Annotated in this window: 12 protein-coding genes; 8 read left to right on the forward strand and 4 right to left on the reverse strand. The window is 64.0% G+C overall.

The window, feature by feature from the left end; all coding sequences use genetic code 11:
• Positions 1-477: 477 nt before the first annotated feature.
• Positions 478-1629: a zinc-binding dehydrogenase gene (locus F758_RS0101540; protein ID WP_024506191.1), complete on the forward strand. Its 1152-nt coding sequence runs from the start codon at positions 478-480 to the stop codon at positions 1627-1629.
• A gap of 119 nt (positions 1630-1748) precedes the next feature.
• Positions 1749-3281: an MFS transporter gene (locus F758_RS0101545; RefSeq protein WP_024506192.1), complete on the forward strand. Its 1533-nt coding sequence runs from the start codon at positions 1749-1751 to the stop codon at positions 3279-3281.
• 162 nt (positions 3282-3443) lie between these two features.
• Here the strand turns inward: F758_RS0101545 and uvrB are convergent, their stop codons facing one another.
• The 3 genes from uvrB to F758_RS0101560 form a co-directional block, all read right to left on the reverse strand.
• Positions 3444-6518 carry an excinuclease ABC subunit UvrB gene (gene uvrB / locus F758_RS0101550; RefSeq protein WP_084305000.1) on the reverse strand — a complete coding sequence of 1025 codons (3075 nt, stop codon included), beginning with the start codon at positions 6516-6518 and terminating at the stop codon, positions 3444-3446.
• A gap of 545 nt (positions 6519-7063) precedes the next feature.
• On the reverse strand, positions 7064-7315 hold the full coding sequence (locus F758_RS43130) for a hypothetical protein (RefSeq protein WP_024506194.1): 252 nt from the start codon (positions 7313-7315) through the stop codon (positions 7064-7066).
• A gap of 35 nt (positions 7316-7350) precedes the next feature.
• A complete protein-coding gene (locus F758_RS0101560; RefSeq protein WP_024506195.1) occupies positions 7351-8310 on the reverse strand; it encodes a LysR substrate-binding domain-containing protein in 960 nt (319 codons plus the stop codon).
• A 123-nt stretch (positions 8311-8433) separates the two neighbouring features.
• Here F758_RS0101560 and F758_RS0101565 point away from each other — a divergent pair, with 123 nt between their 5' ends.
• The 4 genes from F758_RS0101565 to F758_RS0101585 all read left to right on the forward strand — a co-directional run bounded on the left by F758_RS0101565 (position 8434) and on the right by F758_RS0101585 (position 10615).
• Positions 8434-8634: a hypothetical protein gene (locus tag F758_RS0101565; protein WP_024506196.1), complete on the forward strand. Its 201-nt coding sequence runs from the start codon at positions 8434-8436 to the stop codon at positions 8632-8634.
• 25 nt (positions 8635-8659) lie between these two features.
• Complete coding sequence (locus F758_RS0101570; protein ID WP_024506197.1) at positions 8660-8896, forward strand: hypothetical protein; 237 nt, start codon at positions 8660-8662, stop codon at positions 8894-8896.
• A gap of 168 nt (positions 8897-9064) precedes the next feature.
• A complete protein-coding gene (locus tag F758_RS0101580; RefSeq protein ID WP_024506198.1) occupies positions 9065-9772 on the forward strand; it encodes a glutathione S-transferase N-terminal domain-containing protein in 708 nt (235 codons plus the stop codon).
• A gap of 147 nt (positions 9773-9919) precedes the next feature.
• The gene (locus F758_RS0101585; RefSeq protein ID WP_024506199.1) at positions 9920-10615 is read left to right on the forward strand and encodes a glutathione S-transferase family protein; all 696 of its coding nucleotides are present in this window, start codon (positions 9920-9922) and stop codon (positions 10613-10615) included.
• Between the two features lie 4 nt (positions 10616-10619).
• Here the strand turns inward: F758_RS0101585 and F758_RS0101590 are convergent, their stop codons facing one another.
• On the reverse strand, positions 10620-11549 hold the full coding sequence (locus tag F758_RS0101590) for a PepSY domain-containing protein (RefSeq protein WP_024506200.1): 930 nt from the start codon (positions 11547-11549) through the stop codon (positions 10620-10622).
• 615 nt (positions 11550-12164) lie between these two features.
• Between F758_RS0101590 and F758_RS0101595 the strand changes: the two genes are divergently transcribed.
• Together F758_RS0101595 and F758_RS0101600 are read left to right on the forward strand one after the other, a co-directional pair.
• A complete protein-coding gene (locus tag F758_RS0101595) occupies positions 12165-13622 on the forward strand; it encodes a DUF1800 domain-containing protein (protein ID WP_024506201.1) in 1458 nt (485 codons plus the stop codon).
• A complete protein-coding gene (locus tag F758_RS0101600; protein ID WP_024506202.1) occupies positions 13619-14839 on the forward strand; it encodes a DUF1501 domain-containing protein in 1221 nt (406 codons plus the stop codon). The genes F758_RS0101595 and F758_RS0101600 overlap by 4 nt, the downstream gene beginning before the upstream one ends.
• The last annotated feature ends 3 nt before the right edge of the window (positions 14840-14842 follow it).

Here is a 14842-nt window from a genome sequence, read left to right on the forward strand (position 1 = left end):
GATAGATTCCGCGGTCGGGGTCCTGGCTTTCGCCAGGACGACCCGGCGTTGGTTTCCGATTCAACTGTCAAACAGCCTGCTCCGCAATGACGGCAGAGACACGCCTTCGCATCCTCGCGACGCATTGCGCGCCCGAGCTCTGCATCATCGCGACCCACCGAAGAAGAGAGGGCGCAGGGAAGACCGGGTGCCCGCTGCGCACCCACGGCCCCCGCGCAAAAAAATTGCGCGAGCGCGCGTTGACCACAGGTGAGCGCGGAAATCACTCCGGCCTTCCCTGCGCAGTGGACAGGATTTTTGCAATCGCGCGCATCGGGCGATGGTTCAGTGTTTCGCTGCTGCGCCGTTTTGCGACAGGATGGGAACGGCAGGGTGCAAATCGGCAGGGTTCCGATTGGCATCGCCGGCCGCTTCTCGTTAGTCTTCTCTATCCGCGCAAGCGATCAGAACAGCGGAACGGGTGGGAGGACATTCGACATGCAGCAGATCCGCGTCTGCACCTACGACGGCCCTGGCGCAGAGCCTGTCATTCGCACCGTGCCGTGGCCGAAGATTCCGCGCAAGGCGGCGCTGATCAAGGTCGGCGCCTGCGGCGTGTGCGGCACCGACCTGCACATCCTCAAAGGCCACTGGCCGAAGCCCTTGCCGTGGCCGTTTACGCTCGGACATGAGATTGGCGGCGTGCTGGTCGAGACCGGTTCCGAGTTCACTGAAGATTTCATGGACAGGCCGCTGAAGGTAGGGTCGAAAGTGATGATCCCGCCCTTGATGCCGTGCGGCCGCTGCTATTACTGCATCCACTATCCCGAGCACGCCAACAAATGCCTCACGCCGGTGTATTACGGGCGCTATCTCGGCTTCGACAAGGCGCCGCATCTGTGGGGCGGCTGGGCCGAATATGTCTATGTCGATCTCGAAATGCTGCCGGGTACCAAGATCTACAAGCTTCCGGACGACATGTCGCTGCGGCTTGGCTCGCTGTCGGAGCCTCTGACGTCCTGCATCCGCGCCTTCAACCGCGCCACGCGGGCAGGAGGTTTCTCCTGGGGCGACACGGTGGTGATCCAGGGCTCCGGCCCGATCGGAATTTTGGCTGTGGCCGCGGCGCAGGAGATGGGGGCGGCCAGGGTCATCTGCGTTGGCGCGCCGGAAGAGCCGCGGCTGAAGCTCGCGCGCAAATTCGGCGCCGAAACGACTGTCGACATTGAGCAACTGAAAACGGCCGAGGAGCGCATCGGCGCGGTGCGCGAGATCGTCGGCGGCTTCGGCGCGGATCTTGTGATGGATTGCTCGGGCCATCCGAGCGCGGGGCCGGAAGGCGTCGAGATGCTGCGCGACGGCGGCACGTATGTCGAGATGGGACAGTTCACCGATGCCGGCTCGATTCAAACCTCATGGCACCGCATCTGCACCAAGGACCTCAACGTGCTCGGCTCTTGGGGCTTTACCGGCAATGACCTGCCGCTCGGCGTCGACATGCTTTATCGCACCCGCGACAAATATCCGTGGCTTGAGATGCAGACCATCTATCCATTCTCGCAAGCGGGCATCGCTCAGGCCGTGAAGGATGCGATGGCGATGAAGACCGTGAAATCAACGATCGTGCCCTGGCCAGAACTGGTGGAATGACAAGGAGGGCGTAAGGGCACGGACTCATTAAGCCCGAGCCCGCAGCCATGGGCAGACAGGTTGTCAACACTATATGCTAGGTGCACCCTAACCGGCGACAACCGTCCTTCGAGCATCCAATGGTTGGATTTATACGGCCGCCCTGCGACGCCGGGGTCGTCGAGGCGACGCCGGCTTTTGACGCGGCCCTGTCACAGAGACGCAAGTGGCTGACGGTAGCGGCGACCATAGTCGGGTCCAGCATGGCCCTCCTCGACAGTTCAGTGGTGAACATCGCGCTACCCGCAATCCAACAGGCGCTGCATGCGGATGCCGCAGGGACGCAGTGGATCGTCAACGCCTACCTGCTCCTGCTCGGTGCGCTCGTGCTGATCGGCGGCTCGGCGGCGGATCTTTATGGTCGACGTCGGATTTTTATTCTGGGCGTTGCGGTCTTTGTCGCCGCCTCCATCGCTTGCGGGCTCTCGCCGAACGTTGCGGCGCTTATCGTCAGCCGCGCGATTCAAGGTGTTGGCGCCGCCCTGTTAACGCCGGCCAGTCTGGCAATGTTAGGAGCGACCTTTGGCGAGCAAGAGCGGACTCGGGCAATCGGGATATGGGCGGGCGCAGGTGCGCTGACGATGGCGGCGGGTCCGTCGCTGGGCGGCTGGCTGGTCGATCAGGTATCATGGCGGGCAATCTTCCTCCTCAATGTCCCACTCGCCATTGCCGCGACCGGACTAGCGCTTCGCTTCGCCTGCGAAAGCAGCGATCCCAACGCGAAGCAACTTGACTGGAGCGGCTCCGCCTCAGTCGCGATTGGCCTTGCTGCGATCACGTGGGGCCTAAGCGCCATTCCGGCGTCGGGAATTCGCGATAAAGCAGTGCTGGCCGCCCTAGGAGTGGGAACCGCTTCGCTAATGTCGTTCGTCGTGATCGAAGCCCGCCTCCATGAGCGGGCGATGATGCCCTTATCGCTCTATCGATCACGCAATTTTTCAGCAGCGAATGCATTGACGCTGTTGCTCTATTTCGCGCTCGGAGGCGCGCTTTACTATCTGCCGTTCGGCCTGATTCGTCTCGGCGGCTACTCCGCGACAGAAGCCGGCGCAGCATTGCTGCCTTTTGCCTTGATAATGGGATTCGGGGCATCTTTCGCCGCAACCATGGCCGAGCGTTTGGGGCCGCGGTTGCTACTCGCAGCCGGGCCCATCGTCGCGGCCTGCGGATTGGCGATGCTTGCTTTTGTCGACCTCAGCCAGACTTACTGGATTGGCGTGTTTCCACCGATGCTCCTTCTAGGCGTGGGAATGGCGATTACGGTGCCGCCGCTGACCTCGACGGTGATGGGGGCCGCCGGCAAAGCCCATGCCGGCATTGCCTCGGGCATCAACAATGCGGTCGCTCGAGTTGCTGGCCTGCTTGCGATCGCAGCGCTCGGAGCGGCGTTCTTTGCAAGCTTCTTGTATCATCTTCCCGGAACGACGCCGGCGCAAGCCAACGAGGCTCTGAACGCCGTGATGTCCGGACAAGCCGACGCTAATGCCGAGGCAATCGCCGCATTCGAGCGTGCGCTACGCACGATAATGCTGGTCCCGGCGAGTTGCGCCGCACTTGCCGGTCTCACTGGCTGGATGTGGATCGAGCCGAGTGGACCGCGCGCAAGTAGCTGAGGCACTGCCATCAGCCAGGCATTTGACCTGCACAACTTGAGGCAGGATCGACATACGACACCGAAGAGGTACGCCGTGGTCAGGCTCTGACGAACCACTTGACGTGGCCAATGTCTGGAAGCGGCCGCGTCGGAGTACGGTTTATGGGTTTTGACCCTGGCTTTACCTCTTCTTCCATCCACCGCGTCTCCCCGGCGCGCCGCCGGTCGAGCGTGGGCTGGGCGGCTCAAGCCCCGCAGCTTCGCGCGAGGAGGTCGGCTGCCAGATGCGGCTGCCGCTCTCGCCATCCCCCTCGTGTGTTGGCTTTTTCGGCAGCACGCGGTTGGGGCGATGGGGCAGGGACTCCGGGCCGTGCATCTCGTCGAGATGGGGCTTATGGACTTTGGAGCGGGAGCTCGATTTGCCGTCCCGATCCTCCTCGAACGGCGAGGGGAAGAGGGAGTCATCCGTTGACGCTGTTCTTCGTGGGGCTTGCACCTCACCCCGCGAAGAGCGGGGAGAGGGAGAACCGAACGGCGTCGTGGTGCGCCGCGGGCCGCCGCTCTGCTTGGCATATTTGCCGGCGCGGCTGACGAGTTCGGGCAGATTTGCGGCTTCGCCGTATTTCTTGGGGCCAGCGTAAGAACCCGCGCGGTCCTGCACGGTGCGCTGTTTTGCCGTGGGGTCGTCGACCACGGCGAGCTCGGTGGCGCGCAGGCGCTTGACTTCATCGCGCAGGCGCGCGGCTTCCTCAAAATTCAAATCGGCTGCGGCCTCGCGCATGCGCGTCTCGAGGTCGGCGAGCACGGCCTCGAAGTTGTGGCCGATCGAGATGACGTCGTCCGCCATGCCGCGGTCGCCGAGATCGACCATGACATGATCGCGCTCATAGACCGAGTTGAGGATGTCGCCGATCGACTTCTTCACGCTCTCCGGCGTGATGCCGTTGGCCGCGTTGTAGTCCATCTGCTTCTCGCGGCGACGGTTGGTCTCCGCGATCGCACGCTCCATCGAGCCGGTCATGGCGTCGGCATAGAGGATCACCTTGCCGTCGACGTTGCGGGCGGCGCGGCCGATGGTCTGGATCAGCGAGGTCTCGCTGCGCAGGAAACCTTCCTTGTCGGCGTCGAGAATGGCGACCAGCGCGCATTCGGGAATGTCGAGGCCCTCGCGCAACAGGTTGATGCCGACCAGCGCGTCGAACGCCCCGAGCCGAAGATCCCTGATGATCTCAATGCGCTCGATGGTGTCGATGTCGGAGTGCATGTACCGGACACGAATGCCCTGCTCGTGCAGATATTCGGTGAGGTCTTCCGCCATGCGTTTGGTCAGCACCGTGATCAGCGAGCGATAGCCGGCGGCTGCGGTGGCGCGCACCTCGCCGACGAGATCGTCGACCTGCGTGCGCGCGGGGCGAATTTCGACCGGCGGATCGATCAGCCCGGTCGGTCGGATCACCTGCTCGACGAAGACGCCGCCCGATTCGTTCAGCTCCCAGCCGCTGGGCGTCGCCGAGACCGCAACGGTCTGCGGCCGCATCATGTCCCACTCTTCAAAACGCAGCGGGCGGTTGTCCATGCAGGAGGGCAGGCGGAAGCCATATTCGGCGAGCGTGGCCTTGCGGCGGAAGTCGCCGCGGAACATGGCGCCGATCTGCGGGATGCTGACGTGGCTCTCGTCGCAGAACACCAGCGCGTTGTCAGGCACATATTCGAACAGTGTCGGCGGCGGCTCGCCGGGACGGCGGCCCGTGAGATAGCGCGAATAGTTCTCGATGCCGGCGCAGCTTCCGGTCGCCTCCATCATTTCGAGATCGAAGGTGGTGCGCTGCTCGAGCCGCTGTGCCTCGAGCAGGCGCCCTTGCGCGTTGAGCTGGTCCAGCCGCTGCTTCAACTCGACCTTGATCGCCTTGATCGCCTGCACCAGGGTCGGGCGCGGCGTCACATAGTGCGAATTGGCGTAGACCTTGATGAATTCGAGCTCGTCCTGCTTGTGGCCGGTCAGCGGATCGAACTCCTCGATGTTCTCGACCACGTCGCCGAACAGGTTCACGCGCCAGGCGCGATCCTCATAGTGCGCGGGGAAAATGTCGATGACATCGCCGCGCACGCGGAACGTGCCGCGGGTGAAATCGGCCGAGGTGCGCTTGTACTGCAGCGCCACGAGATCGGCGATGAGCTGGCGCTGGTCGATGCGCTCGCCCTTCTTCAGGGCGAAGGTCATCGCGGTGTAGGTCTCGACCGAACCGATACCGTAGATGCAGGAGACGGAGGCGACGATGATGACGTCGTCGCGTTCGAGCAGCGCGCGCGTCGCCGCATGGCGCATGCGGTCGATCTGCTCGTTGATGGAGGAGTCCTTCTCGATATAGGTGTCGGTGCGCGGAACGTAGGCTTCCGGCTGGTAGTAGTCGTAATAACTGACGAAATACTCCACCGCGTTGTCGGGAAAGAAGTTCTTGAACTCGCCATAGAGCTGGGCGGCCAGCGTCTTGTTCGGCGCCAGAATCAGCGCCGGACGCTGGGTGGCCTCGATCACCTTGGCCATGGTGTAGGTCTTGCCCGAACCGGTGACGCCGAGCAGCACTTGCGTGCGGTCGTTGCGGTTGATGCCTTCGACCAGTTCGGCGATCGCGCCCGGCTGGTCGCCCTTGGGCTGATATTCGGACTTGATCTCGAAGCGGACGCCGCCTTCGCTCTTCTCCGGGCGCGGCGGACGGTGCGGCGTCCACACGCGCATCGAGCCGTCCTCTTTCCGGAACTCCGGGCGGCCCTCGCGGATCAGAGTGTCCAGCGCTTCGGCCGTGGCCTTGACGCCGAGCGCTTCCATCTTGCTGCGTGGCGGGCGGGCGAGCGCCTCGGCATCGTCTTCCTCGGTCGGCAGCCCGAGCTGGCGCGCGAGTTCAGGATCGAGCGTCGGCACCGTCGCGGCCGTGCCATACCGCGCCTGCGGCGCTTCGCCGAGTTCGTCCTGGCCAGCGCCCGCGGACGATGCATCGCGCCTTGCGACATCCTCGCTCTTGTCGCGGGTAGAGGCGCGCGCGCGATGCGCGGCCGCTTCACCGCCCGAACGGCGATCCCAGGAATTGTCGGGCGGCGGCTGCAATCCCGTCGACGAGCCGATGCCGCTTTCGCCGCGGTTGATGGCGGGATTGAGCAGTTCGGCCAAAGCCGGCCCGATTGCCTGAAGCTCGGGGCGGTGGGCCTTGGATTTCGGGGTTTTGGAGGGCTTTTTCGGCCGTTCTGGATTCTTCGCCATGGCGCGAATATGGGACGAGTCCAGCGGACATGAAAGAGGAAAGCCCGGCACGCGGGGGCGGCGGGAACTGGCGCGCGGCTGTCAGCAGTTGGCAGCGAGCGTTGGCTGAGGACGATGATGCAACGCGATCATTTGGACTGACGCAATTCCTTATGCAGATCCTTATGCAGACCCGTCGTCGCCGCGCAAATGGCTTGGCCGTTTGTTGCTGGAAGAGCCCGCGAACCGCGGCCGTCTCGAAGGATGCACGGCCTCGCCGCTGCAGCGGGGCCGTCGTGCTTCGAGGCTCGCTTTCGCGAGGACCTCGGCGTGGCGGGAATAGATGAGGCTAGGCTAGTGCCCTGTCGCCCCGGGCCGCACGATGTCCAGGTGAATCCCGCCGCAGCTTGTGCAGCGTTGGGCCCAGTATTCGGATCCGGCGCGGCCGCTGAAGACGCGCAAGATGGTCAGTTCGCCCCGGCATTCCGGGCATTCGGAGCGGACCGGCGGCGACGATAATGGAATCGGGGAGATAGTTTCAGCGCGTTGCATAGTCGGCTCCGCGCTCACAAAAACGGCTGCATTTCCAATTCGGCGGCTTCAGGCTCCGACCAGCGGTCCTCGCTGCGGTCGATATGCTGCTTGGCGTCGGCGACCGCCGCGTCCTGGCTGGGCCAGGCCAAGCCAACCTCGACTTTCGGAAACAAAGCGCCATCGATCAGGAACGGCTTGAGATCGGCCCGCCTGATCCGGGCATGCCAGAGGCCTTTTCCTGCCTCGAAGGACTCGATGTCGTAACCCTTGTAAAGAAAAGTCATTTCAGGTCCCCGCGCGTGATGAGGGGGACAGGCAATCATGAATCCTCGGGATGACTTGTGAAGCCGTTCACAGAATCAGCTCTTTTTTGCCATGCTTTTTTCCTGGACGCGCCGGCCTGCGCGGCTGGCGCGGTGGCGGCGTGCATGATCCAGCGCTGGAACGCGGCAAAGTCGCGCTGGCCGGCTTGGAAGCTGCGATAGACCAGGTACCAGCGCATGCCCTTCGGCACGGTCAGCGCAAAGGGCGCGACCAGCCGGCCGGCGGCGAGGTCGTCGTCGATATAGGGCCGGATGCCCATGGCAACCCCGAGCCCATCCACCGCCGCCTGCAGCGCCTGGCCGTAATATTCAAATTCGGGGCCGCGCGCGCTCAGGCGCGGCACGCCGGCGGCCTTGAGCCAGAGCGGCCAGTCTTCGCCGGCATGTGCGACGCGCAAGAGGCTTGGCCCCTTCAGGTCGGACGGACGCTTCAGGCCCACCGCCAGCCGGGGTGCGCAGACCGGCACGAGATCGGCCGCGAACAAGGGCTCCGCAACCAGGCCCGGCCAGGCGCCGTCGCCGAGCTTGATGCCGCAGGTCCAGTCGTCGCCGAAAGGCGCCAGCACGCCGCCGGCGGTGATGCGGACCTCGATGTCGGGATGGGCTTTGCGAAAGTCTGCGAGATGCGGAATCAGCCAGCGCATCGCGAAGGTCGGCCCGACGCCGATGGTCAGCACGCGCCGGCTGGAGGGGGCCGTCACCTGCGCGGTCAGGCTCGCCAGCGCATCGAAGATCGGAGTGAGCCCGCTCTGATAGACGCGGCCCGTGGCGGTCAGCACCAGGCGGTTGGCCTTGCGCTCGAACAGCGCAACGCCAAGCCGCTCCTCCAACAGATGCACCATGCGGCTCACCGCCGCCGCCGAAACGTTGAGCTCCTGGCCAGCGGAGGCAAAGCTGCCGCTGCGCGCGGCCGCCTCGAATGCCTTGATGCCGTTGAGAAAGAGTAGCCGCCGCACCGCGAGCCTCAGGAAAACTGATGCTGGGCAAGATAACTCGGTTTGTGCGGCAAGGACAAGGAAGGCAGAAGGAGGGAGAAGGTCGAGACTTGAACCGAATCGCACTTTCTTCACCTCGCCCCCATGGTGGGCGGGCTCACCCCGATCGGCGTGCTGCTCGCAATGATGCGGCTGCCCGCTGCGATGGAGCTGCATGCAATCGCCTCGAACCGATCGGCAGTTCACAACTTCGCCAACCGCCTAATCGCGGTGGTTGTGAGCTGCTATATTCTCTATCTCTATGGCGGCTGGCGATTGCTGCTGCCGCGTTTAGCGAGTTCCTGATCCAACAACGACTACGGAGAACGCCATGAGCGATGCCGAAAATCCGCTGGTGCTCGACTTCGTCGAATGGATCGCGCGCGAGCCGCGCGCCTATTCGGAGGTGATCGGAACCTGGAAGACCTCCTGTCCGCGCCTGACCATCTGGGAAGATGCGACCGACCTCGGCTATGTCGCCCGCGAGACCATCGCCGGCTTCGGCATGATCGTCACGGTGACCGAGGCCGGCGAAAAACTCTTGCGCGCCAACGGCCGTATGTTCTGAGGCGGCTTCTCTTCAGGTTTCTACCGATCACGTTTCTGCGCCCGTTTGCCGGGCGGCATTGACTTCGCTGTGATCAGGCGCGAAATTCATGCAATCGCATCTTTTTGCAATTGCCGTGAAAAACTGCCGTGAAAAGATGCTTTCGAAAACGTCAGCAGGAACGCCGCCATGATCGACCTTCACTATTGGACCACGCCGAACGGCCACAAGATAACGATGTTCCTCGAGGAGACCGGGCTCAAATACAAGATCTTCCCGGTCAACATCGGCAAGGGCGATCAGTTCAAGCCGGAATTTCTGGCGATCGCACCCAACAACCGCATCCCCGCCATCGTCGATCACGAGCCGAAGGGCGGCACCAAGCCGCTGTCGATCTTCGAGTCCGGCGCCATCCTGCTCTATCTCGCCGAGAAGACCGGCAAGTTCATCCCGACCGATGTCTACGGCCGCTATGACGTCATCCAGTGGACGTTCTGGCAGATGGGCGGGCTCGGGCCGATGGCCGGGCAGAACCACCATTTCCGCAACTACGCGGTCGAGAAGATCCCCTACGCCATCGACCGCTATGTCAACGAGACCAACCGTCTCTACGGCGTGCTCAACAAGCGTCTCGCCGACCGCGAGTTCATCGCCGGCGAGTATTCGATCGCCGACATGGCGTGTTATCCCTGGGTCGTTCCTTTCAAGAACCAGGGCCAGGACATCGAGCAGTTTCCGCATGTGAAGCGCTGGATGGAGACGATCCAAGCGCGGCCCGCGACCGAACGCGCCTATGCGAAAGCCAAGGAGGTCAACCCGAACTTCGGGCAGCCGTCGCTCCGCACCGAAGAGGAGCGCAAGATCCTGTTCGGGCAGACGGCCGCGGTGGTGAGGTAAGCCACGCGCGCCGTCATTCCGGGGCGGTCCGAGAGGACCGAACCCGGAGTCTCGAGATTCCGGTTCGATGCTTCGCATCGCCCCGGAATGACGTCGCATGTGGACGCTTCGCTTTGCGGCGATAGCGGAGCAGATGTGGGGCACTGCATGACTCTAAAACTTTTCGAACTCGTCGGCATCGATGCAAGCCGTCCGTTCAGCCCGTTCTGCTGGCGGACGCGGATGGCCCTCGCGCATAAGGGGCTCTCCGCCGGCTCTATTCCCTGGCGCTTCACCGAGAAGGGCGCGATCGCGCCGCATGGTTCGGACAAAGTGCCGGTGCTGCTGCATGGCGACACGCCGGTCGTCGATTCCTGGGTGATCGCCAATTACCTGGAAGATGCGTTTCCCGAGGCACCATCGCTGTTCGGCGGGGAGGGCGGCCGCGCCTTGATGCGGATGATGAACTGGTGGGGCGACGTCGTCGTGGTCGGCGGCATGTTCCCGCTGATCGTCGCCGACATCCCGGCGCAACTGGCACCAGACGATGCGGCCTATTTCCGCGCATCGCGCGAGGCGCGCTTGGGCAAGCCACTGGAAGAGGTGTGCGCGACCCGTGACAAAAGCGTGATCGCTTTCCGCAAATCGCTCGATCCGCTGCGCCTGACCTTGAAGACGCAAACCTATCTCGGCGGCGCCGCGCCGAATTACGCTGATTATATTGTGTTCGGCGGCTTTCAGTGGGCGCGGGTGGTGAGCCCGTTCAAACTGCTGGAGGCTGACGACCCGGTCTATGCCTGGCGCGAGAAGCTGCTCGACGCGTTCGACGGCATGGCCCGGCAATCGCCTGGCTTTGCCGTTTAGTCGGCTACGCGGCCGACTTCGCGGGCACGGCGGAACCGCTGTTCTTGCCGCGCGTCTGCCTAAGCCGCCATTCGCGGCGACTCCAGCTCAGCACGCCGGTCGCCAGCAGCGTGAGCAGAACGAGCGAGATCAGGAAATTGACCGGGCTCGTGATCATCACGGCGCCGTTGCCCTCATGCAGCAGCCGCGGCCAATTGCGCGCCAGCGGCGTGATGCCGTCTGCCCTCACCGCAAACGCGCGCAATTCGCCGCCGTCATAGATGCGCGCCGTCACGTTGTTGCCGCGCGAGACGATTGAGATTACCTGTGCGAGATCATAGGATTTTGCAACCACGCGCACGGCATCAGGCAGGGAAAGCGCGCGACCGGCGCCCGCCGGCGGAGCGCCGCTCTGAAAGGTCAGGCCGAACGCCATGCAAAGCCCGGTCAAGGGAATGAGCAGGATCAAGGGCAACGTGAACCAGGCTGCGCCCTTGTGCCAACCGGCGAGATTGTTGCGCAGCCGCGGCAGCCCCATGGCGATGCCGAGCAGCATCACGACGAGCATCGCAATGGTCGAGGCGATCACCAGCCACGACTGGCCGAGCAGGCGTTCATGCGTGAAGCGCGCCCAGACAATGACGTCGGCGAGCGTCGTGCCGCTTGGCGTGAGCTTTTCACCGCTGACGAGATCGATCTGCGCCGCGCCCGGCCCCTGGAAGCGCAGCCGCTGTGCTGCTGAATTGATGAAGATCCCGCGCGCCTTGCCTTCCGGATCGTAACTCTTGATCAGATCGACAACACGCGTGGCGTCGATCGATTGCGGTCTGATTCCAGTGAACTGGACCATCGGCTCGAACGACAGAATCGCTCCGGTCAGGATGATCGCGAACAGCGGCAGCGCAAACACAAGGCTCGTCCAGCGATGCAGTCTGAGAAGCAGGGCTTTTGTCACGGCACTCTCCAGCGGACGGGCGAAGCTCGCGCAGCGCAGATGCAAGACAAATGGCGCTTTGTCCATTGCCGCCGCATTGATTCAGAACAAATCTAAATTGAAGCGCTTGCGTGTTTTACAAGCGACGAACGACGCGCGCTTGATGACGAAAAGTTAATCGAGCAATGCGGAGTCGTTTTGCGACTGAGCGAACCGTAGCGAGGCTTCGATCTTCTCAGTTGGAAGAGACGTTTGCGAACGTCGCGGCAGCGAGCTTGCGCAGGCAATCCCGGCACAGGCAATCCGCGCCTTCCGCCGGCATCGGCAGGCGAGCCGTTTCCTTCCCGCACCAGCATTGGCCTGACAGTTCGCAGGTGAACGGAGTTCCGCAACCTGAACAAAGGAGCCGGCGCGCGGCCGTTTCTTTCCGATTTGTCATGATCGCTTACGCAGAATGGCCGCGTTTTTCATGTCGGGTTCATCTCGAACCGCGCTAGGATGATGCTCGAAAAATATACCAGTGCGGCGCGCCGGGCAAAGCGCCAAGGCGAGCCGAAGCGCCAAAGGTAATGGCGTCAAGAACAATAGCGCCAAGAACAATAACGCCAAGAACAATAACGCTAAGGGTAGCCGAGCATGTCCCGCGATCCGCAAGCCGCTCTCATCGCGCTCAATCGTTTCGGTTTCGGTGCGCGCGGGGGCGCCTCCGGCGACTTCGTCAATGCCGCTTCGGATCCGCGTGGTTTCGTCAAGGCCGAGCTCGCGCGCTCCAGCGGCGTGCTTTTGGAGTTGCCCGCCCTGCAATCGACGCTGGCGCTCGCGCAAGAGGCGTTTGCCTATCAGTTCGAGGTGAAGCAGGCGCGAGAAGCCGCGGCCAAATCAGCGCAAGCCTCCGAAGCCGCGCCCGCCTCCGAGCCGATGCAGCCCAATGCGGCCAAAATGCAAGACAAGCCGCAAGCCGAGCCGCCGGCGCAGCCGCTCAATGTCATTCAGAAGACCTATCGCGCCGAGGCCTTGGCGCGACTGCAGCGCGCCGTGCTTGCCGATTGCGGCTTCACCGAACGCCTGGTGGCGTTCTGGTCGAACCATTTTTGCATTTCCGCGGGCAAGGGCGCGCTCGCCCGGATCTGGGCGGGCGCGTTCGAGCGCGAGGCGATCCGCCCGCATGTGCTGGGGCGCTTTGCGGATATGGTCAAAGCCGTCGAGCAGCATCCGGCCATGCTGTTCTTCCTCGACAATCAGCAGTCACTGGGACCGAACTCCCGCGCCGGGCTGAACCGCAAGCGCGGGCTGAACGAAAATCTCGCGCGCGAAATCATGGAGCTGCATACGCTGGGTGTCGGCGGCGGCTACACCCAGGAAGACGTCACCTCGCTCGCGCGCATCATCACGGGGTGGAGCTTTGTCGGGCGGCAGGGAATTCTGGGCACACCGGGCAGTTTCGTCTTCAATGCCAATGCGCATGAGCCGGGGCCGCAGCGCCTGCTTGGCAAGACCTATCCGGCCGGCGGCGTCGAGCAAGGCGAGGCGGCACTCGCCGACATCGCGCGCCATCCGTCCACGGCAAAATTCATCGCGACCAAATTCGCCCGCCATTTCGTCGCCGACGATCCGCCGCCGGCCTTGCTCGCGCGGCTGCACGACACATTCGTCAAGACCGATGGCGATCTGAAAGCGCTGAGCCTGGCCCTGGTGGATTCGGATGAGGCCTGGTCCGCGCCGCCGACCAAGATGCGCAGTCCTTACGAGTTCCTGGTCGCCACGGGGAGGCTCCTGGCGCATGTACCGGAGGACCCCGGCCCGTATCTCAACGGCCTCAACGTGCTCGGCCAGCCCCTGTGGTCGCCGGCGGGACCGAACGGCTTTCCCGATACCAGCGCCGCCTGGGCTGCGCCCGAGGGCATGAAGCTGCGGCTCGACATATCGGCGCAACTGGCCTCGCGCGTCGGCAATACGGTCGATGCGCGCGATCTCCTGCAGTCCGCTTTTGGCGAGGCAGCCTCGCCGGAGACGCACCGCACGGTTGAGCGCGCGGAGTCGCGGCAGCAGGCCTTGGCGTTGTTGTTGATGTCGCCGGAATTCCAGAGGAGATGATCATGGAATGCTGTGAAAGCCGTCTGTTGACCTCGCGGCGTTCGCTTCTGCTCGGCGGCGCCGCTTTCGCGGCCTGGGCTTACATGCCGAAATTCGCGCGCGCTAGCGACGGGCGCGATCCGCGCCTGATCGCGGTGATCCTGCGGGGCGCGCTCGATGGGCTTGCGACGGTGGCGCCGGTCGGCGATCCCGACTACGCCGCGCTCCATGGTTCGATCGCGCTCAGCGTGAGCGGCCCGCATCCGGCTGTCATGCTGGACTCCTTCTTCGCGCTGCATCCGTCGATGCCGGAATTTGCGCGCATGTATAAGGACAAGCAGGCGGCTGTGGTCCACGCGGTGGCGACGCCTTATCGCGACCGCTCGCATTTCGACGGCCAGGACGTACTGGAAAGCGGCTTTGCTGGGCCAGGCCGCGTGCAATCCGGCTGGCTCAATCGCGCGTTGCAGGCGCTGCCGCAAGGCGAGCGCGTCTCGGGCGCACTCGCAGTCGGTCCGACTACGCCGCTGGTGCTGCGCGGTCCGGCGGCCACCGTCGGCTGGGCGCCGGTGGCGCTGCCGCAGGCCGATGACGATACGGCGATGCGGCTCATCGAACTCTATCGGCACCGCGATCCAACGCTGGCCGAGGCGCTGACGCAGGGCCTCGCGCTGGAGAAGACCGCGCAAGGCGGCGACATGAAGACCAAACCCGGCGGCGCGCCGGCGCAGATGCGCAACGTGGCGCGCGGCGCGGCCAAGGTGATGGCGGCCGATGATGGACCTCGCATCGCCGCGCTCGCCTTCGACGGCTGGGATACTCATGCCAATGAGGGTGGTCCGGTCGGGCGGCTTGCCAATCTGCTCACCGGCCTCGACGGCGCGCTCGCCGAATTCGAAAGCGGGCTTGGCGCGCATTGGCGCGATACCGTCGTTGTGGTCGCGACCGAATTCGGCCGCACCGCCCGCATCAATGGCACCGAAGGCACCGATCACGGCACCGGCACCATCGCGCTGCTCGCGGGCGGCGCAGTGAAAGGCGGCCGCGTCATCACGGACTGGCCGACGCTGAAGGCGGCAAGCCTTTATGAAGGTCGCGATCTCGCGCCGACCACCGATCTGCGTGCGGTGATCAAGGGCGTGTTGGCGGATCACTTAGGGTTGAGCGCGCGCGTGCTGGCGGACGCGGTGTTCCCGGATAGCGGGATGGTGAAACCGATGCAGGGATTGATCGCGTAAACT

The organism is Bradyrhizobium sp. ARR65, assembly GCF_000472385.1.
Lineage (GTDB): Bacteria > Pseudomonadota > Alphaproteobacteria > Rhizobiales > Xanthobacteraceae > Bradyrhizobium.

What these genes read in the sequence shown, in the direction of transcription:
- F758_RS0101580 (WP_024506198.1), top strand. Translation starts at nt 9,065, where the DNA reads ATGATCGACCTTCACTATTGGACCACGCCGAACGGCCACAAGATAACG.
- F758_RS0101565 (WP_024506196.1), top strand. Translation starts at nt 8,434, where the DNA reads ATGGTGGGCGGGCTCACCCCGATCGGCGTGCTGCTCGCAATGATGCGG.
- F758_RS0101585 (WP_024506199.1), top strand. Translation starts at nt 9,920, where the DNA reads ATGACTCTAAAACTTTTCGAACTCGTCGGCATCGATGCAAGCCGTCCG.
- F758_RS0101595 (WP_024506201.1), top strand. Translation starts at nt 12,165, where the DNA reads ATGTCCCGCGATCCGCAAGCCGCTCTCATCGCGCTCAATCGTTTCGGT.
- uvrB (WP_084305000.1), bottom strand. Translation starts at nt 6,518, where the DNA reads ATGGCGAAGAATCCAGAACGGCCGAAAAAGCCCTCCAAAACCCCGAAA.
- F758_RS0101600 (WP_024506202.1), top strand. Translation starts at nt 13,619, where the DNA reads ATGATCATGGAATGCTGTGAAAGCCGTCTGTTGACCTCGCGGCGTTCG.
- F758_RS0101545 (WP_024506192.1), top strand. Translation starts at nt 1,749, where the DNA reads ATGGTTGGATTTATACGGCCGCCCTGCGACGCCGGGGTCGTCGAGGCG.
- F758_RS0101540 (WP_024506191.1), top strand. Translation starts at nt 478, where the DNA reads ATGCAGCAGATCCGCGTCTGCACCTACGACGGCCCTGGCGCAGAGCCT.
- F758_RS0101570 (WP_024506197.1), top strand. Translation starts at nt 8,660, where the DNA reads ATGAGCGATGCCGAAAATCCGCTGGTGCTCGACTTCGTCGAATGGATC.
- F758_RS43130 (WP_024506194.1), bottom strand. Translation starts at nt 7,315, where the DNA reads ATGACTTTTCTTTACAAGGGTTACGACATCGAGTCCTTCGAGGCAGGA.